Raw genomic sequence first — 19,741 nt, forward strand, 5'->3', positions numbered from 1 at the left:
CTTGTCAGTTCAGGTCGATCGGGATCTCGGCGGGCTCCGGGCCCGGTGCCCAGCGGGCGGGTAGCTTCGCGTCGCGGTACTCGCCGATGACGGCTGCCGCGCCGAGGCGCGCCACGTAGGTGCCGGTGCGGAAGTCCGCGGGCACGTCGAAGGTCAGATCGGGGCCGGGGTCTCCGAGGGAGCCGAGGGTGATCGGTGTTTCCCTGCTGCCCGGTGCGGCAGGCACCACGGTGCCGTCAGGGAGGCGCAGGTGGAACGAGGCCTGATCGTCGACCTTGAGCGTGAGCAGCGGGCCGGGCAGCACGTTGCCGGAAAGGGTCGGTCGCGGAACCGTCAACCATGCGCGGCCCGGCGCGGCCCAGCCGTTGCCCGGGCTGTACGGCGTGAGCAACACCGCCGGATCACTCAGGATCCGGGACGGGGCGTAGCTCCTGAGCCCCATGTCCAAGGTGCCGCGATAGCTGTGTCCCGCCACCGAAACGCCGATCGGCACGTCGTCGCGGCGCCACACCAGCTTCTGCGTCGTCTTGCGGTAGTAGCCCGCGATCGCGTCACTCGCCCGGAGCCCGGTCCGTACGTCGACGGTCTGCGTCCGGCCCGCGTCGGTCACCCGGACGGAGACCGGCACGCCGACGGGAACGCCGGCCACGACGAGCAGACCGTCCCGGGGAAGACCGAACCTGCCGGTACTCGGCCGCAGCGGAAGCTTCGCCAGCTTGGTGGGAACTCCGGCGACCACGAGTTCGGCGACCGGCGCGGGATCGGCGTCACGCCGTGTCCAATGGCCGGAACGAACCGCCGGATCCACCTGGAACACCAACAGTTCCTGGCCGGGCGCCGCCCTCATGAGCTCGTTCACCGGCAGGCTCGGCGGGTGGCCGGTGATCGCCCGGCCGGTCGCCGCCCAGGCGATCTTGAGCCCGAAGTGCGGCCCGGTGAGAAAACCGAACCCCGCCGGATGGGTCACCGAGGACATGCCCGGCGGCGGAACCACCGGCGCCGGCACGTTCCGGGTGATCTCGCGGACCGTGCCCGGCGGCAGTTCCGGCAACGCGGCGATTTCCCGGCTTTCCCGCGACGAGTCGGCCGGCGCGGCGGAATCAGTGGTGCACCCCGTCAGCAGGAGAGCGCCCGCACAAACCGTGGCCGCCAGGAATCCAGAACAGCGTTCGATCCTCCGGGGTTTCCAGGGAACTTCCGGTTTTCCCTTACGCGGCAGCATGATTTCGGCGATGGCGGAAGTGTCCTGCGGCATGGCCGATCCCCCTTTCCTTCGATCGCGACCCGTACATGCATGAGGTGGCGTCGAAGAGGGGATCGGTTAGTAACGAATAGATCACGCCCGGGAACAGGCGGTCTGAACAGCGAAAATCGCGTCAGTGATCAACAGATACGGCGGGGGCCACGTCCGTCAGGACGCTTCCTTCAGGTACTTCTTGATGGCGGTCCGCGCCTCGTGAATGCGGAACTTGATCGTGGTCAACGGAAGATCCAAATGCGCGGCGATGTCGTTGTACTGCCAGTCGGCCAGATCCCGCAGCACGAACGGCGCGGTCAGCTCCGGCGACCGCCGCTCCAGCTTGTCCAGCGCCTCCAGCAGGTCGACGCGCGAACCGGCGATCACGCTCGTCGTCCGCGGGTCGGGCCGCTGCGGCAGTTCCTCCGCCGGGTACTCCGGCGACTTCCGCTTGAGCTTCGTGTAGGTCTGCCGCACGCTGTTGACCACGACGCTGTAGAGCCAGGTGCTGAACTTGGACCGGCCCTCGAACGTCGCGATGTCCCGCGCGACCGCCCACAGCGCGTCCTGGCAGGCTTCTTCGGCGTCGGCCCAGAACTGGAGCATCTTGGCGCACCGGCTCAGCACCGACGGCCGGATCCTGCGCAGCAACTCGTCGAGCGCGGATTCGTCACCGTCCGCCGCACGGCGGGCGAGTTCGTCGTCGGTCACGTCGTCCACTTGATCTTGCACCCGCCGTATCGAACTGGTCGCTGTCCGCCATCATAGGGTGGTGACTCCCCCAGCCTTCATCGGGCGCTACGCCATCAAGCGGTCGCTCGGCTCCGGCGGCTTCGCGACCGTGTGGCTCGGCTTCGACGAGCGCCTCGATGACCAGGTCGCGATCAAGGTCCTCGCGGAGAACTGGGCGCAGCGGCTCGACGTGCGCGACCGGTTCGTGCACGAGGCGCGGGTCCTGCGCCGCGCCCGGTCGCCGCACGTCGTACAGGTCTTCGATATCGACGAGCTGCCTGACGGCAGGCCTTACTTCGTGATGACCTACGCCGACGGCGGGAGCCTGTCCGATCGGCTGGAGCACGGTCCACTGCCCGCCGAAACCGCGCTGGGCTACGGCGCCGTGATCGCCGCGGGTGCCCAAGACCTGCACGACAGCGGAGTGATGCACCGCGACATCAAGCCGTCCAACGTGTTGTTCCGGTCCTCGTCGGAGGTGCTGATCGCCGACCTCGGTCTCGCCAGGGACCTCGACCGCGGCTCACGTCTCACCATGACCGCGGGCACGCCCGGCTACATGGCCCCGGAACAGGCCGACGGCGACGCGACGATCGATCATCGCGTGGACGTCTACGCGATCGGAGCGACGGTGTACCGGGCGCTCACCGGCCACACGCCGGTACTGGGAGCGGTCACACCCGTCGGCCAGCTGCGCCCGGACCTGCCACCCGGCGCCGACGCGGTGCTGATGCGGGCGCTGGCCACGCATCCCGGCGACCGCTGGTCCACCGCCGGAGAACTGGCCGAGGAACTTCGGCGCGTCGTGAACGGCAAGGCGGGCAACGAGGCGGTGGTTCCGCCGACCAGGTCGAGGACCCGCCGCTGGTGGATCGCCGCCGCGGCGGTGCTCGCGATCGCCGCGACGGTCGCCGGCGTGCTGATCGCCGCGAACCCGGGTGATCGCCCGGCCGGCGCGCCGGCGCCGGCCGCGCTCTCCGCGTCGTCGTCCAGTGCGGCGCCTGTGCCGTCGCCCGCCGGCTCCCCTTCGGCGACGGCCACCACTTCTCCACCGCCCGCCCCGACCACGTCCGGCCCCGCCGCGCCACCCGCGACCGCCTCTCAGCCACCGCCGTCGCCGTCGACCTCACCGGCGACGGCGCCGAAGTTGCCGAGGCAGGAAGCCCCGGACTCCAAACCTCCGGCGACCTGCACGAATCCGCGCACGATGTGCTTTTACCCGCTGGAGAATTTCTACGGGACGCCTGAGGTGTACCCACTCGACTGGTCCGCGGACGGAACCCAATGCCGCAACACCGCGAAGCCGTTCAAGTCCGTCTACAACCACGGCGACCAGAGTCAGCGGATCTTCGCGGGAGCCGGCTGTTTCGGCCCGCTGAGCAGCCGCGGCGGGGTCGTCGAGGGTGGTTCCGGATGGCGGTACGTGGACGGCGCGGCGTTCCAGCACACCTGAGCGTTATCGATCCGTTACTAACGAATCACCGCCCGCACGCCACCCCAATGACATGCGAGAAAGTACGCGAATCGAGCCGGGTCGCGCGGCTGAAGCCATCGCGCACACCCCGACCCGGCAGGCCGAGGTTCGCCGCATCCTCGACCTCGTGCGCGAGGCACGCGCCGCCGCTGAGGGCAACTGCCTCCCGCCAGCCTTCTCACCATGGACGAGCATCGACGCGGCCAACCTGCTGGAGGCGGGCGCGAGCGTCGAGCAGGCGGCCCGCTGGCTGCACTGGGGAAGCCGCCGACGCGGCGAACGCACGAGTGTCCCTGGCCGGGCCACAGTGGCGGGATCTGCCGTGCACCGCACGATTTTGGTGGTCGACGTGGAGGGCTTCGGCGACCCGCGGCGAACCCTTCCCCACCAGCTAGGCACTCGCGCTGGCCTGTACCGCGTGCTGGAACAGGCACTGCAGGCCGCCGGGGTGCGCTGGACCGACTGCTACCACGAGGACCGCGGCGACGGCGTCCTCGTCCTCATCCCATCCGAGTCGCCGAAAGCCCCGCTGGTCGAGGTGCTGCCCGGCGCACTGGCCCAGGCACTGCGCTGCCGGAACGCCACCGTCCCTCTCGAGCAGCAGACCCATCTGCGGATCGCCGTGCACGCCGGAGAGATCGCTTTCGACGACCACGGCATCACTTCCACCGCCCTGATCACCACCTTCCGCCTGCTCGACGCCACCGCGCTGAAACAGGCACTGGCCGGCTCATCCGGCACGGTGGCCCTGATCGTGTCCCGGTGGATCTTCGACGAGGTCGTTCGCCACTCGGCGCTGCTCGACGCCGCGACCTTCCGATCCGTGCCGGTCGTGGTGAAGGAAACCCGCGAGACGGCCTGGATCGCCCTGCCCGACCACCCCTACCCCCACGATCCGGCGGTGCTGGACCAGGTCGCCGATCCCGGCGCGGCTCGAAGCATGCCTACGGCGGCGCCCGCCGACTGCACGCAGCGCCCGCCCTGTCCGTCGGCCGCCATGCCGAGGCAATGAGGAGAAGGGCAAAGATGCCCTACGCGCTATCCCCAGGTGAGCGGGTCGAGATGGAGGTAGAACCGCTGCCGGTCGGTGTCGAACGTGGTCCCGTAAGCACGGGCGAAGGCGTCGTCGGCGGCGATAGCTTGGTTCTCGTCATCCCAGACTCCTCGGGCGTTGGCGAGCAGCAAAGCGATGTCGACATAGGGATCGGCCCGGCCGAGGCGACCGAGGTCGATGAATCCCGCGAAGTTCAGGGCGACCGGGTCGAGGATGATGTTGGGCAGGCAGAGATCGCCGTGACAGACGACGGTGTCGCCTGCCTCCTGCACGAGACGGCGCTCGACTTGCCCGGCAAGCCGAGCGAGCAGCTCGACGGGCGGCGTCTGCTGCTGCTCGACCGGCAGGAACTCCGGGTTGACCTTGTCGCGGGCGACGACATCCTGGGCGATGGCGAACATCTGTGCCAGATCTCTGTTGAAGGGACATTCCTTCGCCGGCAACGCGTGCAGACCTCGTACGCCCTCGCTGATGGACGGCCAGGCTTGCCAGAGCGCCTGAGCCGGCACGCTGTCCGCGGGCACGCCTGGGACGGTGCTGGTCACCAGATACGCGCCGTCGGCGTCGGCGCCCCATTCGAGCACCTCGGGTCCCGGGACGCCACTGCCGCTGAGCCAGTCCACACGGTCCCGTTCCTCTTCCAGAAGAACCCGCTGCTCGCCCGTGACGCACTTGGCGTACCGCGAGCCGTCGGCACTGCGGAAGACAGAGGCGCCGGACTGTCCACTCGTGACAGGCTTCCACTCGCCGGGATGAAGCCGGGCGAGCAAGGACTCCCACTCGCGAACCGGTGACCTATGCACGAAAACCATTCTAGCTTTCCGCTGTCATGGTCGAGGCTTGCTCGCGAAGACCCACCTGTTGCTCGCCAACGCGTCGTCCGGCTCGGGCCGTGGGCCGCGACCGAACTGGCGAGTGAAGTCGAAGGGCGTCTTGACCTCGGTGGACCACCCCTTGCGCTCAAGGTCTCTCGTGGAGTCGGGGCGTGGTTCACGGTCGAACAGGGTGAGCAGGTCGATCCCGATCCGCTGTTTCGCCGAGGTGTAGACGGCGTTCGCCCGGACTTCGGGTCGTTCCACGCCGAGTTTGACTTCGAACGCCAATGAACTTCCTTCGGCGCTCAGGCTGTCCACGGTGTCGATGAGGCCGCGCTCGGCGGCACTGGACAGGTAGAGCATGAGGCCCTCGGCCAGCCAGACACTCGGCACCGCCGGATCGAACCCGGCGGCGATCAGGGTGGCCGTCCAGTCGCCGCGCAGGTCGCCCGCGATCGGCACGCGGCGCGTTTTCGTTGTGGCGCCCAGCTTGTCGAGGACGTCCTGTTTGAATTCCAGCACCGGCCCGCGGTCGATCTCGAACAGCACACAGCCCGAGGGCCAGTCGAGCCGGAAGGCCCGCGAGTCGAGGCCCGCGCCGAGGAGCACGACCTGACGTCCTCCGGCCCGCGCCGACCGGAGGACGAAGTCGTCCAGGACCCGGGTGCGCAGACCGAAGTAACGCCCGAGCCTGCCCCACAGGGGATCGGCGTCCCCGTCCGGGACCTGCTCCATGCGTAACGGCCAGTCTTCGCAGGTCCGGGCGGCACGCACGAAATGCTCCGCGAAGCCGTCCCTGGCGAGCGAGTCCGGGCGGTGGGTTTCGATCGCGCGGGCGGCGGCGACCATGAGCGCGGTCCGGCCGACACCCAGCTCTATCGCGCCGCCGTCGTGCTTCGTACCGGCCAAGGCTCCTGCCTTTCGGGCGGTGACCACACTTCCGGATCGTCGAGGATGGCCAGACGAGCGCCGTAGACAGTGCCCATGAAGCCCAGGATCGTGTCGTCGGGCAGGTGGAGACTCATCGTGCAGTCGGTCAGCACGGTCACGTGGAACCCTTGTTGGAACGCCGTCCGCGCGGTGGAGTCCACGCAGACATCGGTGTACAGACCCGCGAACACCAAGTGCCCGAAACCCTTCCGGACGAGGTACTCCTCGAAACCGTCGGTGAGGAAGGCGTCGAAGCGCGCGTTCTTGGTGAAGACACGTTCGCCGTCGGCCGGCGAGACCCGGTGGAATTCCGCGCCCCAGGTGCCTTCCCGGCACTTCGGGCGTTTGCCGAGCATCAGGTCCCGATGCCGCCAGCTCGGGCCTTGATGCTCGAGGTCACCGTGGAACCGGACGAAGACGACCTCGACGCCGCGAGCCCTCGCGACGTCCACCGCCCGCGCGGCACCGGCCGTCGCGGTGTCCACTGTGGAGAGATCACCCGCGTACCTGGCCGCCACGACCGGCCCGGTACAGAAGTCGTTCTGCAGGTCCATGACGACCAGCGCCGTCCCGGTCACCCTTCCACTGCCGAGAGGACGTCGGCGGATCGCCCGGGTTGCTTCAGCAGGTCGACCACGGCTTCCGTCACCTCCGTGGTCGAGTGGGGCCCGCCGAGATCCGGAGTCGTGATTCCCTGGCGTCCGACGGAATCGAGAGCGTCCTCCGTGCTCTTGATCGCGCCCGCGCAGCCGGCGTGCCGTTCCGCGATCGCCGCCGCCGCCCGGATGGTCGCCACGGGATTGACGATGCCCAGGCCCGCCAGGTCGTCCGCGGAACCGTGGACGGTCTGGTACTCGACCAGTCCGGCAACGTCGGGACGCAGGTGGATGTTCTCCGTGTAGCGGTTTTCCTGCCGCTCGGAGCCCAGCCGGTCCAGCAGGACCACGTGCATGATGTCGGCCCATTCGTTGGCACCGATGATGACGGTGCGCCGCGGCAGCCCGTGCTCGATGAGGTTGCGGTTGACCGTGTCCGGCTGGGCGAGGGCGATCTCCACGCCGTGCCGTGCCGCGATCTCCTCCACCCAGTCACCGAGAGCGCCGTCGAGGAGATGGAACTTGTAGGCCATCACCACCCGTTCCACCTGCTCGCCGGGCCACTGCCGCCGCGCCCGCTCCAGGGCGGCGGCGACCACCTTCCCGGTGATCTCCGCGCTGAACTTCATGGTGCGGTGGACGACACCGGGACCGTGACTGTTCTCGCCGGTGTAAAAGCCCTGGGCCTCGTCACGCACCATCAACAGCGACGAGTCCCGATCCTCGATGAGGTCGACCTTCACCGCCTGCAGTCGCTCGCGGACCAGGTACAGCGACTGGGCGTTGATCGCCGTGCGGAAGACGGCGGTGGTGCCCGCGAGTGCCTGGGCGCGGCAGAACCGCTCGTAGTGGTCGGCGTCCTGCCGGGTCAGGCCGCCGATCTCCGCGAAGCCGCTTCCTTCGGCCTTCAGGGAGAAGTACGAGTGATACAGCCTTGGCGAACGCACGATGCGGATGGTCGTCGAAGACGCCTTCCCGAGGGTGATCAGGACACGTTCGAAGACGTTCGCGAGTTCCGGCCCGGTTCCGCGGCCGACGGCCAGTCCGATGGTGGGGTCCACCGTGCTCCTTCGCTGTTCGGATGCCGGATTCAGGCCGTGGCCGCGCCGCTGACCAGGTGGTCGCCGGGGATGCCCGTCTTCGAGGGGCTGTAGTAGTCCTTGATCCCGGCCACCCAGGTCGAAACGGTGATCTGGTCCGACGCGGACGGGCCGAAGGCGTCGAAGAGCGCCTCGATGTTGGCCTGTTCGAAGCCGATCGCCGTCATGAGCGCGTGGAAGACGTGGCGCTCGATGAGACCGTCCCCGTCCGGGTCGCCCAGCGCCGCCAGCGACTCGGCGAAAACCCCGATGGTCGGGTCGAACCGTTCCGGGGACAGTACGACGGCGGTGTACTCGTCGAAAGTGATCTCACCGTCGCGGTCGACGTCCAGTACCTCGACCAGGGTCCGCCAGTACTGCCGGAACGCCGCCCGCATCGCGTCCTTGGCCGCCGCGCCGGATCCGGGTGCCGCCTCGACGACGTCGGCGGCCATGATCTCGAAGTCTTCGGCTTCGAGATGCCCGTTCCCGTTGCGGTCGAACAGAGTGAAGATGAGCGTGACACGTTCGAGGGCATCCGTCGGCATCAAGGAACCATCCTTTACTCGAAGCGAAAGGGAATGGCGAAATGTTCGGTCGTGACTATGCCAGCGGTGGCATCGGGGAAATATACGAATAACCCGGCCGCCACCGTAAAGTGTGAACTGGCACCGAACAGGGCCGGAATGCCCGAAAGCACGTTGTTTCAGCCTCGCCGACGTGCAGCGCCCCTACCGGACCCGTGCCGAAGACACTCTCGGTCTTCGTTCTCACCGCCCAGGCTCCATCCTCCGGCAGCGCCGAAGTCCTGATCGGGTCCCCGGCCGCGACCCACTGTCACCCGATTCGAGTCGACGCCGGATTTTCGGCCTTACTCCGAATATCGGATTCGGAGAATGGCATTCTCGAGCGGACCGGCCGGGTCCTCACAGCACCGCCAGCAGTTCGGCGGCGGCGCGGCGACCGCTGTCGATCGCACCGTCGATGAAACCCGGCCACCGCTGGGCGGTGTGGGCCCCGGCGAAGTGCACCAAGCCCTCCGGCACGGCGAGATCCCGTTCGTAACGGGAGATCTGCCCGGCCCGGAACGTCGTCCAGGTGCCGCGCGACCACTCGTCGTCCACCCACTCGTAGGTGGTCGCGGCGACGACCTCGGCCTCGGGCGCGAACTCGCGCACCGCGCGCTGCACGTCCGCCACGTCGTGCCCGTCCACCCGGTCGTGCTCGGGCGCGAAGCACACCAGCACCACGCCCTCGGGCACGGTGTACATCGCGCCCACGTAGTCGAACGCGGTACCCCAGCCGTAGCCGCTCAGGTCGTCCGGCACGTTGCGGGCCAGCGCCCACACCTTCTGTCCCTGCCCGGCGTGGTTCTCGGTGGAGATGGCCAGCTTCGCCGGGGACAGCGCGGGCGTGAACTCGATGTGCCGCTGCACCCCGATGGGAACGGTGACCAGCACTCGCCGCGCCGTGACCTCTCCTCCGTCGTGTCCGACGACGACGTGGTCCGCCTCCTGGCGCACCCACCGCACCGGCGTGCTCAGCCGGAGGTCCGCGCCGCCGTCCTCCGCCAGCGCCGTGGCGAGCGAGACGGTGCCGTCGTCGAAGGTCCGCCCGAGCACGCTCGCCCGGACCATGCCCCAGACGGAGTTGCCCATGGCGGCGATCCAGCGCAGGATGTCCAGCGCGGAGCCGGTGTCGGCGGAAGCGTTGCCACAGCCGCAGAACCAGGAGATCAGTAGTTCCCGCGCGTTGCCCTTCAAACCGGCTTCGTCGGCCCACTGCCGGATCGGCACGTCGAGGTCGGCCAGGCCCTGTCCGGAGAGCGGGCGGTCCACGTCGAGCCGGGCGCCGGCCGCCACCAGTGCGCGCACCGCCAGTTCCAGGTCCTCCAGTTCGCCGGGCGGTACCGGGAGCAACGATTTCAGCACGGTGCCGCGATCCGACCAGGTCATCCGGGCGGGCAGCTCGCTGTCGCTGACCGCGATCCCGTACCGGCGGACCTCCTCGGTGACGAAGGTCTGCTCGGGGACGATCCACGTACCGCCCATCTCCAGCCCGACCCCGTCGAACAGGTCGGTCCGGTACCAGGTACGGCCGCCGATCCGGTCGCGCGCCTCCAGCACGCGCACCGTTCGCCCGGCCGAGCCGAGATCACGTGCGGCCGTCAGCCCGGCGAAGCCCGCGCCCACGATCACGACATCGACTTCCGGAGAAACCATCGAACACCTGCCTTCTGTCAGCGTGCCCGGCAACGTACGTGCGCCGTCCCGCCTCGGTCGATGGACTTGAAGTCCAATCTGGCCGGTCATTGTGGACGCGACGGCGAATCCCGGCCGGTGTCGGCGTAGGCGAGCGCGTCCCGGGCCTCCAGCGCGAGCCACAGCTCGTAGCGCGCGGAGGCGGTCGTCAGCGTCCGGCCGGTGAGCTGCTCGATCCGGTCGATGCGGTTGCGCACGGTGTGCCGGTGCACGCCGAGGCGCTGCGCCGTGACGTCCCAGGCGGAGTTGGCGTCCAGCCACGCGCGCAACGTGGCCAGCAGCTGCTCCCGCTGGTCGGCGGCGTCGACCGGCGCCAGCACGGTGTCGGCGAACGAGGCCAGCAGTTCCGGCGGCCCCAGGGTGAGCAGCAGCCTGCTGGTGCTGTGCTCCCCGGCCTCGGCGGGACGGTCAAGACGAACGCTGGTGGCCAGTAGCGCCCGCGCCTGCCGGAGCGAGACGGCCGCCGAGCCCGGCCGCAGTGCCGCGCCGACGCCGGCCGGGCGCCCCGGCGCGAACCGGTCGAGCAGCGCGGTCACGTCCACTTCGTCGACGACCAGCGCCTCCACGGTGTCCTCGGACCACCGCACGAGGCCACCGGGCAGCACGAGGGCGAGATCGGCGGCCAGGTCGTCCGCTTCCCCCGTCCCGGCCACCACCGCCAGGCCGCGCACCGAGGACACGGCGAGCCCGAACGCGGTCAGGACGGACTCGGCCCGGTCGTCGGGCAGCCCGTCCAGAAGCCGGGCCAGCGCCTCCGCACCGGCTCGCCGTCGCGGTTCGTCGGCCAGGTGCCTGCGCTCCAGTTCCAGTGTCAGCAACGAAACCAGCGCGGCGTCCAGCGTGCCCGGCTGTGGTTGGGGCGACCGGGCGAGCAGCACGTGCCCGCGCAGCCGCCGGGCGCCGATCGGCTGCACGGCCACGGTCACCCCGCCCACCGCGACCGACGCGCTGCCGAGCAGTCCACGGCCGCCCACCTCGTCCAGCACGGTGCGCCCGGCGGCGAGCAGGGCGGGCGCGGACTCGCCGACGGCGACCAGTTCGCGGCCGAGCAGATCGGTCACCACGGCGGCGCGACCGGTCGCGTGCAGCCACACCTTGAGGATCGCGTTCAGGCCGCCGCCCGAAGTCGCCGCGACGGTCAACCTGCGCTGCACGTCGACGGTGTGCTCCAGGGCGCGCCGGTCCTCGGCGGCCAGCGCGGCGAACACCGCCTTGGTGACCGCGATGAACGGCACCTCGTCCGGCACCACGAGCAGCGGCAGCCCGGCGGCTTCGGCGGCGGCCACCAGCTCGCCGGGCGGCTCCCGGTGCGGCTGGCCGTGGCCGACGCCGAACGCCAGCGCCGCCGCGCCGCCCTCGACCACGTCCCGCACGAAACCCCGGCAGGACCGCCGGTCCGTCGGCAGCACCACCCCGGCCGTCATCAGCAGTTCCCCGCCCTGCAGCCATTCGCCGGGGCGGGCCAGTTCCGAGACGTGCGCGGCCTCGATCACCCGGTCCCGGCCGCCCTCTCCGGCGACCAGGGTCAGGCGGAGCTCGCGCACGGCGAGCAGGGCGGCGACAGTCAGCGGCATGGACGCAGTGTCCACCGTCACGCGCAAAGTTCAACCCCGCGTCCATCGACGCGGCCGGGCGGCCCGCCCTACCGTCCCCACACCCCGTGACCAACAGACACTCAGTCCACAGAGGACACCGCTGGAGGCCCCGCAGTGATCCAAGACCCCGCCAGTAGAGCGATACCCGAACCCGTTTCCGCACAGGCCACCCGGATCGAGACGCACGGCATCGACGTCATCGGCGACGAGGAACGGCACGGCCGGGCGCGCGACCTGTTCGGTGTGTGGGCCGCGCCGAACGTGAGCTACCTCAGCCTGGTGGTCGGCGGCGCGCTCGTGGTGCTGGGCCTGAGCCTGTGGCAGGCGCTCGGCGTGATCCTGGTCGGCAACCTGTTCTGGGTGCTGGTCGGGCTGATCTCGGTCAGCGGCCCGGCCGCGGGCACGCCGAGCTCGGTCATCACCCGGACCATGTACGGCGTTCGCGGAAACCGGGTGCTGGTCACGTTCAATGGTTCGCTGATTTCCGTGTGTTACGTCGCTTTGAGCCTGTCGGCGGCGTCGGTGACGGCGTTCAGCCTGTGCTCCAGGTTCGGCCTGGAACTCGGGACGGTGGGCAAGACGCTGGTCATCGTCGGCGTGGCGGCGGTGACCCTGGCGATCAGCGTCTACGGGCACGCCACGATCATCCGGCTGTACATGCCGCTCGCCGCGGCACTCGCGCTGGTGTTCGCGGTGCTGGCGTTTTTCGTGCTGGGCAACGCCGACTGGGGTCACCGGCCGCCGCAAGAGCTGCGGGGACCCGACCTGTGGGCGGCGCTCGCCGCGGGGCTGGCCATGGTCGCCTCGGCCCCGCTGTCCTACAGCACCAGCGCCGACTTCGCCCGCTACCTGCCGCGCACCGCCAAGCCGTCGGCCATCGTCGGCTGGACGGCGGCGGGCGCGTACCTGCCCAGCGTCCTGTGCACGGCGCTGGGCGCGGTCGCCGCCACCACACTGGACATGAGCGACCCGCAGACCGCGCTCACCGGTCTGCTGCCGGGCTGGTTCTCCCCGGTCTTCCTGATCGCCATGATCCTGGGCGCGATCGCCAACAACGCGCTGATCATCTACAGCTCGGGGCTCGCGCTCCAGGCGATCGGGATGCGGGTCCGCCGGTCGCGCAGCGTGCTGTTCTACGGCACGGTCAGCATCCTGCTGACCATGTACGCGCTGCTGGTCTCGAACTTCCTGGACACGGTCAGCCGGATGCTCCAGATGATGGTGGCGGTACTGGCCCCGATCATGGCCATCTACGTCACCGATCTGCTGCTGCGGCGCAACCGGTACGACGGCCACGCGCTCAGCGATCTCGGCCGGAGCAGCCCGTTCTGGTACCGGGGCGGGGTCAACTGGGCCGGTTTCGCCGCTCTGGTGGTGGGAGCCGCGTTCGCCGTCGAGTTCCTGGCCGTTCCCGGCGTGCACATCGGGTTCCTGGCAGACCTGGTGGGCGGGATCGACCTGTCGCTGCCGGTGGGGCTGATCGTCCCTTCGCTGATCTACGTCCTGGCGATGCGTTCGTCGACACGAGGAGTGAAATGAGCAAGCCGGAACTGGTCCACTACCGGGGCGGCCGGATCTTCACCGCCGACGAGCCCGCGTGGGCGGAATCCCTGGTCGTGCGCGGGGAATCGATCGAGTTCGTCGGTGACACCGCGACGGCGGACGGTCTGGCCGACGGCGCGCGGCTGGTGGACCTCGGCGGGGCGTTCGTGCTGCCCGGTTTCGTGGACGCGCACACCCACCTGCTGGGGATGGGCGAAGCGCTGCGGCAGGTCGACCTCTTCGACGCCGCCGACGTGGCCGAGATCCAGGCCAGGATCGGGGAGACGGCGGCCGCCGACCCCGGCGCGCCACGGATCCTGGGCCGCAGCTGGTTGTTCGGCGCGCTGGACGGGCGCGGCCCGGACCGCGGCATGATCGACGCCGCCGTGCCGGACCGGCCGGTCTACCTCGTCGCCAACGACCTGCATTCGACGTGGGTCAACAGCGCCGCGCTGCGGGAACTCGGGATCACGGCGGACACCCCCGACCCGATCGGCGGCCGGATCGGCCGTGACGAGGCGGGCGAGCCGGACGGCATGCTGTACGAGGCGGCCGCGTTGCAGCTGGCGCGGCGGTTCCTCGACGCGGAAGCCGGCGACGACGAACGTGACGCCGCGCTGGCCTCGACATTCGAGCAGTATCTGGCCGACGGTGTGACCGGCGCGGTGGACATGGGGCTGGGGCAGGACGACCTGGACGCGCTGGAACGGGCCTTGGCCCGCGGCGACGGCCGGTTGCCGCTGCGGGTGGCCGGGCACTGGCTGGTCGAGCGGACCGGCCGCACCGAAGACGATCTGCGGCAGGTCCGGCGGGCGGTGGAACTGGCCGGGCGGCTGTCGGGGCCGTGGTTGCGGGTCACCGGAATCAAGCTGCTGGTGGACGGCGTGATCGACAGCTGCACGGCGGCGATGAAGGCCCCGTTCGCCGACGGCAGTCACCCCGGGCCGATCTGGGACCTGGCCGCGCTGTCCCCCGTCGTGGCGGCGGCGGACGCGGCCGGGATGCAGGTGGCGCTGCACGCGATCGGCGACGAGGCGTCGGACATCGCGCTTTCCGCGCTGGAGCACGCGATCGAGACCAACGGGCCACGCGACCGGCGGCACCGGCTCGAGCACGTCGAGGTGGTGACCGAGGAGAACGTGCGCCGGCTCGCCGGGCTCGGCGTGGTCGCGTCCATGCAGCCGGTGCACGCCGATCCGGCGATCCAGGACAACTGGCGGGCGGTGCTCGGCGACGACCGCGTGCGGCGCGGGTACCCGTGGCCGGAGCTGACCGCCGCCGGCGCGGTGCTCGCGTTCGGCTCCGACGCGCCGACCGCACCGCACCCGCCGCTGCCGAACATGTTCATCGCCACCACCCGGCGATCGGCGTCCGACCCCGGACTGCCGGCCAACATCCCGGAGTACGCCCTGCCTTTGGCCGACGCTCTCGCGCACGGCACCCGGCACGCCGCGTATTCGTGCCGATGGGAGGAATTGACCGGGCGCCTGGCACCGGGGCTGGCGGCGGACTTCGTGGTGCTGGACCATGATCCGTTCGCCGAGGGCGCCGACTCGCTGCTGCGGACCAAGATCCGGTTGACCGTGGTCGCGGGTGAGGAGCGTGCCGGAACGCTGTCCTGATCCGCGTGCCTCAGGCGTTGGCGGTGGGTGGCGCGGTGTAGCGGGCTTGGCCGAAGCCGATGATGAGGTAGCCGATGATGGAGAACAGGAACAGGCCGAAGAAGCCGAAGACGCCGCTCTTGCCGAATGCCTTCGCGACGTCGATCGAGACGATGATCGCGATGACGATGTTGACCACCGGGATGAGCAACAGGATCAGCCACCATCCGGAGCGCCCGGCGACCTTCAGCAGCGTGTAGGCGTTGTAGAACGGGATGATCGCCGCCCAGCCGGGTCGCCCGGCCTTGGTGAACACCTTCCACAGCGCGATGATCATGAGCACCGCGAAGATCAGGCCCGAGGCTCCCCAGCCGAAGCCGAGGTCGGGGGTCGTGACGGACGTCGACGTCTCTTGGTGCACGGAGCTGGTGTCCTTCCGGAAGCGGGCTGCCAGGCCGGTGACATTAGCGCCGACGAGACACCTTCGCAGCGGGGAAGGCACGGATGGTGGAGACGTTCACCGACCAGGGTCACTGGCGACTGGCTGGTGACCCTGGATGTCGAGCCGGCTCAGCGCGGTGCTGAGGAACGCGTCCCGCCGTTGCCCGAGAAGGCCGGCATCGAGGTCTGGCCTGCCCTGGTCGTGGAGCGCGGGAACACAGAAAGCCATGTCGGCCAAGGTGCCCAACGCCGCCACGACGTCCCAGTAGGCGACCTGTTCCGCCCGCCGGCCGGCGGCACGCTGCCAGCCCTCCAGCACCTGCTCGGCGGCGGGGAGCCCGAACAGCAACGCCGCGTCGAAGCGCGCCCCGCCGAGGTCGACTCCCGGCGATCCGGCACCGGCGCAGTCCCAATCGACCAAACCGGTGCAGCGGTCACCGGACCACAGGGTGTTCCCGAACCACAGGTCACCATGCACGAAGACCGTCGGGCCCGCGGGTACCGGGAGCCGGTTCAGGCGTTCTTCCGCGGCCGTCAGCAACGCCGTGGTCCCCTTTTCCCGGCGTTGAGCCGCGAAGTCCACATCCGCGATCGAGCGGGCCCGCAGCGGCAGAGCGGCCCGGGGCGCCAACGGGACCGCCCGCAGTGCGGCCGCTGTGGCCCCGAGGCCCTGCAGTCGCTCGGTGGACGCGACCGGCGGGATCCGGCTGTGCCCGGACAGCACGGTGGTCAGCACGGCCAGGACGCCCGCCGCGGAACCGTCGAGATCCGCGGCGATCAGCTCGGCCGCGGGCAGCCGGTGTTCACCGGCGACTCGCAGTGCCGCGGTCTCGGTCGCGAACCGCCGGCAGTGCTCGGGATCAGCGGGGTCCCCGAGTCGCAGCACGGCCGCCTCGACGCGACCGGCCGGTTCGAACCTCAGCAACCACGGATTGGCTCCCTCTCGCAAGCCGGCCACCGTGGCCACCCGAGCGCCGCCTCCGACCGCCTCGGTCGCCCAGCGCAGGGCCTTCTCGGACAACTCCGGCACCGAAATCACACCCCCGTGACACCCCGTTCGAGCAGCCGGCTCAATTCGTCCGCGAGGGCGATCGATGCCTCGATCTCGACCCTGCGGATGGACACGCTTTCGACGAGAAAGCCGAACGGCATGCCGAGCTTGCGGCAGAAGGCGACCAAGTCCCGCGCGGTCGCCACACACTGTTCGTACGATTCGGCCAGCGTGTCGTCCGCGTGGCGCAAGGAGTTCTCGAGCCAGCGCGGGACATCGACGCCGAGCCACTCGAGGAACGCCAGCGTCTTCATCGACCCGCAGACCGAAAGCGTGAAGAGGACGGGCTTGGGTGTGAGTCGCCTCTCGCGGCAGGCATAGAAGTAGTCCGAGACCATGCTCTTCGCCGCGTCAGCGTTGTAGACGACCTGCGAGATGAAGTACGAACATCCCGCCTCCTGCTTGGTGACCAGCCGCAGGTGCTCCTCGGGGCGCTCGGTGATGGCGACGCCGCCGAGCAGCATGTCCGGACGGACTTCCCGGCGCAGGTCCTGCGCCTCGGACAAGCTGGTCAGCACCGGCTTGTCCTTCGAGGACGCACCGACGAAGACACCGTGCACGCGCTCCGGATCCGCAGTCCGCAGCCAGGTCCGCAGTTCGGCCCCGGCGTACTTGCCGACGCACCGGTAGACGATCGCGGGGCGGTTCCACCCGTCGAGGTATTCCGCGTGGTAGGCGGCGGGATCCATGGTCGGCAGGTACGGAAACGGCCGCTCCGCCGGATTGCGGTCGCTTTCGTCGTCGATGTCGTAGAGCGCCAGACCGTCCACATCGAGAGCGGCCAAGCGTCCCAGGGTGGCCGCGGTGATCTCCCGGATCCGCTCCGGAGCGGTGCTCAGGCGGGGTGGCGTGATGCCGAACAGGAGAATGCCGCTCTCGGCGCCGGTCACCAGCGCCCGGAAAGCCGTGCTGTCGCTGTGGTCCACCATGACGCGGAAGCTAGCAGTTCGCCCGCCGCGCGGTTGGCGCGCGTCGGCGGCGTCAGCGAAGCTCAGGCAAGAGCGGCGACCAGCAGCGCGAAGGCGGCGATGATGACGGCGACCCGGATGTAGTGGAAGCGGTCCCAGCGGTTCATCTGCTGTTTCCAGTCGGCGGGCCGGTTCTCGGCGGTCCATGTCTTGCCCCGGTTGTTGATCGGGACGAGCAGCAGGAGCGACATGACCACGCTGACGATCAGCAGCGCGCCGGCGGTGACGACGAGTCCGGCTCCGGGCTGCTGCCATCCGGCGATCGCCCAGACCGCGACGAGGATGAGCGAACCGATGTACCAGACCGGCATGACGGCGCCGAGCATCCGGCCCCCGTGGGCACGGCCGCGCACCAGGCTGTCGTCGGGGAGGGCGTTGAGGATCGGGTTGATGACGAACGCGACGGAAAACTCGACGCCCACCATCAGGCCGACGATCACGGTGGTGACGATCTCAAGTGCCGTGAACATGACTCTCTCTCCTGGAATCTAGCATTGCTAGGACGAGAGGAACGTTAGCCTAGCGGCGCTAGATTGTCTAGCACCGCTAGGTTCTCGTTGCCGAGTCTCCAGTTCGCCGGCGTGGACGCCGGGTACGAGGAGCGGGGGCACCGGATTCCGGTGCCCCCGCTCGTGTTCTGTCCCGTGCCCGTCAGACGGTGCTCAGGTGGTGTCCGGCGTTGTTCCAGCCGTTGGCGTGGACGTCGGCGTCGCCGCCGTCGCCTGCCGGGCCGGAGTTCCCGCCGGTGGTGGTGCTGTGGTTGACAGCGTCACCGGTCGCGCCGGTGTCCCCGGTCGAACCGGAGTCACCCGAGGTGACCGTGGTGTTCGAGCGGTCACCTTCGTGCTTCCAGCCACCGTGGTGACGGCCCTGGTCCTGGCCCCGGGTGCTCTCGACGGCGGTGTTGCCGCCGGTCGAGCCCGAGTTCCCGGAGTCGCCGGAGTCACCGGTGACGGCGTTGTTCCCGCTGGTGGCGTTTCCGGCATCGCCGGAGTCACCACCGTTGCCGCCCTTGGCTTTTCCGAAGACAGCGCCGAGGACGCCGGTCTCGCCACCCTGATGGTGACGCGACTTGTGCCCACCGTCGTGGTTCATCGCGGAATTGCGACCCGACGCGAGGACCGCGGCGTCGCCGCCGTGACCCGCCGGACCGGAGTCGCCGCCGACGGTGGCGCTGTGGTTCACCGCGTCCCCGGTCGCACCGGTGGCGCCGGTGCTGCCCGAGTCACCCGAGGTGACCGTCGTGCTCGAGTGGTCACCTTCGTGCTTCGAGCCGTGGTGCTTCCAGCCACCGTGGCCGAAGTCCCGGCCGCCGATCGTCCCCGTCAGCGCGGTGTTGCCACCGGTCGAGCCGGAGTTGCCCGAGTCGCCGGAGTTGCCGCTGACGGCGTTGTTCTTGCTGGAGGCGTTCCCGGCATCGCCGGAGTCACCACCGTTGCCGCCCTTCGCGGTCCCGGTCACGATGCCGAGCACACCGGTGTCACCGTTTCCGTGGCGACGGTTCCAGCCACCGTTGTTCGTGGCGGAGTTCTGGCCGGACACGGCGGTGGCGGCGTCGCCACCGTTGCCTGCCGGACCGGAGTCGCCGCCGGTGGTGGTGCTGGAGTTGTGCGCGTCGCCGGTGGCGCCGGTGCTGCCGGTGTCTCCGGAGTCGCCCGAGGTCACCGTGGTCTCGCACCGGGCGAGCACGCAGAGCCCGTAGGCGCTGTTCCCGCCGGTCGAGCCCGAGTTGCCCGAGTCACCGGAGTTGCCGCTGACGGCGTTGTTCTTGCTGGAGGCGTTCCCGGCATCGCCGGAGTCACCACCGTTGCCGCCCTTCGCGATCCCGGTCACCGTGCCGAGCACACCGGTCTTTCCGCCGCGGGCGCCCCGCGAGTCCGCGGTGTTCCGACCGTTCGAACCGGCGGTGGCGTCGCCGCCCTTGCCCGCGGAACCGGAGTTGCCCCCGGTGGTGTCACTGGTGTTGGAGGCGTTTCCGGTCGCACCGGTGGATCCGGTGTTGCCGGAGTCGCCCGAGGACACCGAAGTCGAGCAACTGGCCAGCACACAGATCCCGTAGGCGCTGTTGTGCCCGGTCGAGCCCGAATTCCCGGAGTCACCGGAGTTTCCGCTGACGGCGTTGTTCTTGCTGGAGGCGTTCCCGGCCTTGCCGGAGTCGCCTCCGTTGCCGCCGTGAGCGGTCGCCGACGAGGTGCCGGCCACCACCGAGTGCACTGTGTCACCGAGCCCGCCGAGCGGGTTCGAATTCCCGGTGTCCGCGCTCGCCACCGCGGTGCCCAGCAGGACGAACCCGCCGGACAGCACTGCGGCGGTCAATCCGCGTCGCACGTACTTGTGCATGACTTCCCTTTCCTTACCTTCTGTC

At 69.9% G+C, this 19,741-nt stretch carries 18 protein-coding genes; 4 read left to right on the plus strand and 14 right to left on the minus strand.

The features are described 5' to 3' along the window. Positions 1-4 precede the first annotated feature (4 nt). Positions 5-1,255, minus strand: coding sequence for a hypothetical protein (locus ACLJPX_RS08410; protein ID WP_410599534.1), 1,251 nt, complete (start codon positions 1,253-1,255; stop codon positions 5-7). 156 nt (positions 1,256-1,411) lie between these two features. Beyond that, positions 1,412-1,969 carry an RNA polymerase sigma factor gene (locus tag ACLJPX_RS08415; protein WP_410599535.1) on the minus strand — a complete coding sequence of 186 codons (558 nt, stop codon included), beginning with the start codon at positions 1,967-1,969 and terminating at the stop codon, positions 1,412-1,414. 40 nt (positions 1,970-2,009) lie between these two features. On the opposite strand from ACLJPX_RS08415, the gene ACLJPX_RS08420 reads away from it, so the two are divergent. Continuing rightward, positions 2,010-3,422 (plus strand): serine/threonine-protein kinase, encoded by a 1,413-nt coding sequence (locus tag ACLJPX_RS08420; RefSeq protein ID WP_410599536.1) that lies wholly within the window; start codon positions 2,010-2,012, stop codon positions 3,420-3,422. 52 nt (positions 3,423-3,474) lie between these two features. Next, a complete protein-coding gene (locus tag ACLJPX_RS08425) occupies positions 3,475-4,455 on the plus strand; it encodes a hypothetical protein (protein ID WP_410599537.1) in 981 nt (326 codons plus the stop codon). Positions 4,456-4,481: 26 nt separating this feature from the next. Here the strand turns inward: ACLJPX_RS08425 and ACLJPX_RS08430 are convergent, their stop codons facing one another. The 7 genes from ACLJPX_RS08430 to ACLJPX_RS08460 form a co-directional block, all read right to left on the minus strand. Further along, positions 4,482-5,300 carry an APH(3'') family aminoglycoside O-phosphotransferase gene (locus ACLJPX_RS08430; RefSeq protein WP_410599538.1) on the minus strand — a complete coding sequence of 273 codons (819 nt, stop codon included), beginning with the start codon at positions 5,298-5,300 and terminating at the stop codon, positions 4,482-4,484. A gap of 24 nt (positions 5,301-5,324) precedes the next feature. Then, positions 5,325-6,221, minus strand: coding sequence for an SAM-dependent methyltransferase (locus ACLJPX_RS08435; RefSeq protein WP_410599539.1), 897 nt, complete (start codon positions 6,219-6,221; stop codon positions 5,325-5,327). Beyond that, complete coding sequence (locus tag ACLJPX_RS08440; RefSeq protein WP_410599540.1) at positions 6,188-6,820, minus strand: cysteine hydrolase family protein; 633 nt, start codon at positions 6,818-6,820, stop codon at positions 6,188-6,190. The genes ACLJPX_RS08435 and ACLJPX_RS08440 overlap by 34 nt, the downstream gene beginning before the upstream one ends. Then, a complete protein-coding gene (locus ACLJPX_RS08445; RefSeq protein WP_410599541.1) occupies positions 6,817-7,899 on the minus strand; it encodes an isocitrate/isopropylmalate family dehydrogenase in 1,083 nt (360 codons plus the stop codon). The genes ACLJPX_RS08440 and ACLJPX_RS08445 overlap by 4 nt, the downstream gene beginning before the upstream one ends. Before the next feature lie 29 nt (positions 7,900-7,928). After that, positions 7,929-8,465 carry an EF-hand domain-containing protein gene (locus ACLJPX_RS08450; protein ID WP_410599542.1) on the minus strand — a complete coding sequence of 179 codons (537 nt, stop codon included), beginning with the start codon at positions 8,463-8,465 and terminating at the stop codon, positions 7,929-7,931. Between the two features lie 378 nt (positions 8,466-8,843). After that, a complete protein-coding gene (locus ACLJPX_RS08455) occupies positions 8,844-10,139 on the minus strand; it encodes a flavin monoamine oxidase family protein (protein WP_410599543.1) in 1,296 nt (431 codons plus the stop codon). A gap of 86 nt (positions 10,140-10,225) precedes the next feature. Then, the gene (locus ACLJPX_RS08460; protein WP_410599544.1) at positions 10,226-11,752 is read right to left on the minus strand and encodes a PucR family transcriptional regulator; all 1,527 of its coding nucleotides are present in this window, start codon (positions 11,750-11,752) and stop codon (positions 10,226-10,228) included. A gap of 135 nt (positions 11,753-11,887) precedes the next feature. Between ACLJPX_RS08460 and ACLJPX_RS08465 the strand changes: the two genes are divergently transcribed. Together ACLJPX_RS08465 and ACLJPX_RS08470 are read left to right on the plus strand one after the other, a co-directional pair. Next, a complete protein-coding gene (locus tag ACLJPX_RS08465; protein ID WP_410599545.1) occupies positions 11,888-13,312 on the plus strand; it encodes a purine-cytosine permease family protein in 1,425 nt (474 codons plus the stop codon). Then, entirely contained in the window at positions 13,309-14,937 is a 1,629-nt protein-coding gene (locus ACLJPX_RS08470) for an amidohydrolase (RefSeq protein ID WP_410599546.1), read from the plus strand. Before ACLJPX_RS08465 ends, ACLJPX_RS08470 begins: the two co-directional genes overlap by 4 nt. A gap of 10 nt (positions 14,938-14,947) precedes the next feature. Here ACLJPX_RS08470 and ACLJPX_RS08475 read toward each other — a convergent pair whose 3' ends face one another. From ACLJPX_RS08475 to ACLJPX_RS08495, 5 genes are all read right to left on the minus strand, one after another. After that, the gene (locus ACLJPX_RS08475) at positions 14,948-15,337 is read right to left on the minus strand and encodes a DUF5684 domain-containing protein (protein ID WP_410599547.1); all 390 of its coding nucleotides are present in this window, start codon (positions 15,335-15,337) and stop codon (positions 14,948-14,950) included. Positions 15,338-15,433: 96 nt separating this feature from the next. Further along, positions 15,434-16,387, minus strand: coding sequence for an aminoglycoside phosphotransferase family protein (locus ACLJPX_RS08480; protein ID WP_410599548.1), 954 nt, complete (start codon positions 16,385-16,387; stop codon positions 15,434-15,436). Positions 16,388-16,392: 5 nt separating this feature from the next. Beyond that, positions 16,393-17,337: a methylenetetrahydrofolate reductase gene (locus tag ACLJPX_RS08485; protein WP_410599549.1), complete on the minus strand. Its 945-nt coding sequence runs from the start codon at positions 17,335-17,337 to the stop codon at positions 16,393-16,395. A 62-nt stretch (positions 17,338-17,399) separates the two neighbouring features. After that, positions 17,400-17,846, minus strand: a complete 447-nt coding sequence (locus ACLJPX_RS08490) for an anthrone oxygenase family protein (protein ID WP_410599550.1) — start codon at positions 17,844-17,846, stop codon at positions 17,400-17,402. 181 nt (positions 17,847-18,027) lie between these two features. Further along, positions 18,028-19,716, minus strand: coding sequence for a YadA family autotransporter adhesin (locus tag ACLJPX_RS08495; protein ID WP_410599551.1), 1,689 nt, complete (start codon positions 19,714-19,716; stop codon positions 18,028-18,030). Positions 19,717-19,741 lie beyond the last annotated feature (25 nt).

The sequence above is a fragment of the Amycolatopsis sp. lyj-90 genome (assembly GCF_046549035.1).
Lineage (GTDB): Bacteria > Actinomycetota > Actinomycetes > Mycobacteriales > Pseudonocardiaceae > Amycolatopsis.

Coding starts and splice junctions, on each gene's coding strand:
- ACLJPX_RS08410 (WP_410599534.1), bottom strand. CDS start 1,255: ATGCCGCAGGACACTTCCGCCATCGCCGAAATCATGCTGCCGCGTAAG.
- ACLJPX_RS08425 (WP_410599537.1), top strand. CDS start 3,475: ATGCGAGAAAGTACGCGAATCGAGCCGGGTCGCGCGGCTGAAGCCATC.
- ACLJPX_RS08450 (WP_410599542.1), bottom strand. CDS start 8,465: ATGCCGACGGATGCCCTCGAACGTGTCACGCTCATCTTCACTCTGTTC.
- ACLJPX_RS08455 (WP_410599543.1), bottom strand. CDS start 10,139: ATGGTTTCTCCGGAAGTCGATGTCGTGATCGTGGGCGCGGGCTTCGCC.
- ACLJPX_RS08460 (WP_410599544.1), bottom strand. CDS start 11,752: ATGCCGCTGACTGTCGCCGCCCTGCTCGCCGTGCGCGAGCTCCGCCTG.
- ACLJPX_RS08470 (WP_410599546.1), top strand. CDS start 13,309: ATGAGCAAGCCGGAACTGGTCCACTACCGGGGCGGCCGGATCTTCACC.
- ACLJPX_RS08485 (WP_410599549.1), bottom strand. CDS start 17,337: ATGGTGGACCACAGCGACAGCACGGCTTTCCGGGCGCTGGTGACCGGC.
- ACLJPX_RS08490 (WP_410599550.1), bottom strand. CDS start 17,846: ATGTTCACGGCACTTGAGATCGTCACCACCGTGATCGTCGGCCTGATG.
- ACLJPX_RS08495 (WP_410599551.1), bottom strand. CDS start 19,716: ATGCACAAGTACGTGCGACGCGGATTGACCGCCGCAGTGCTGTCCGGC.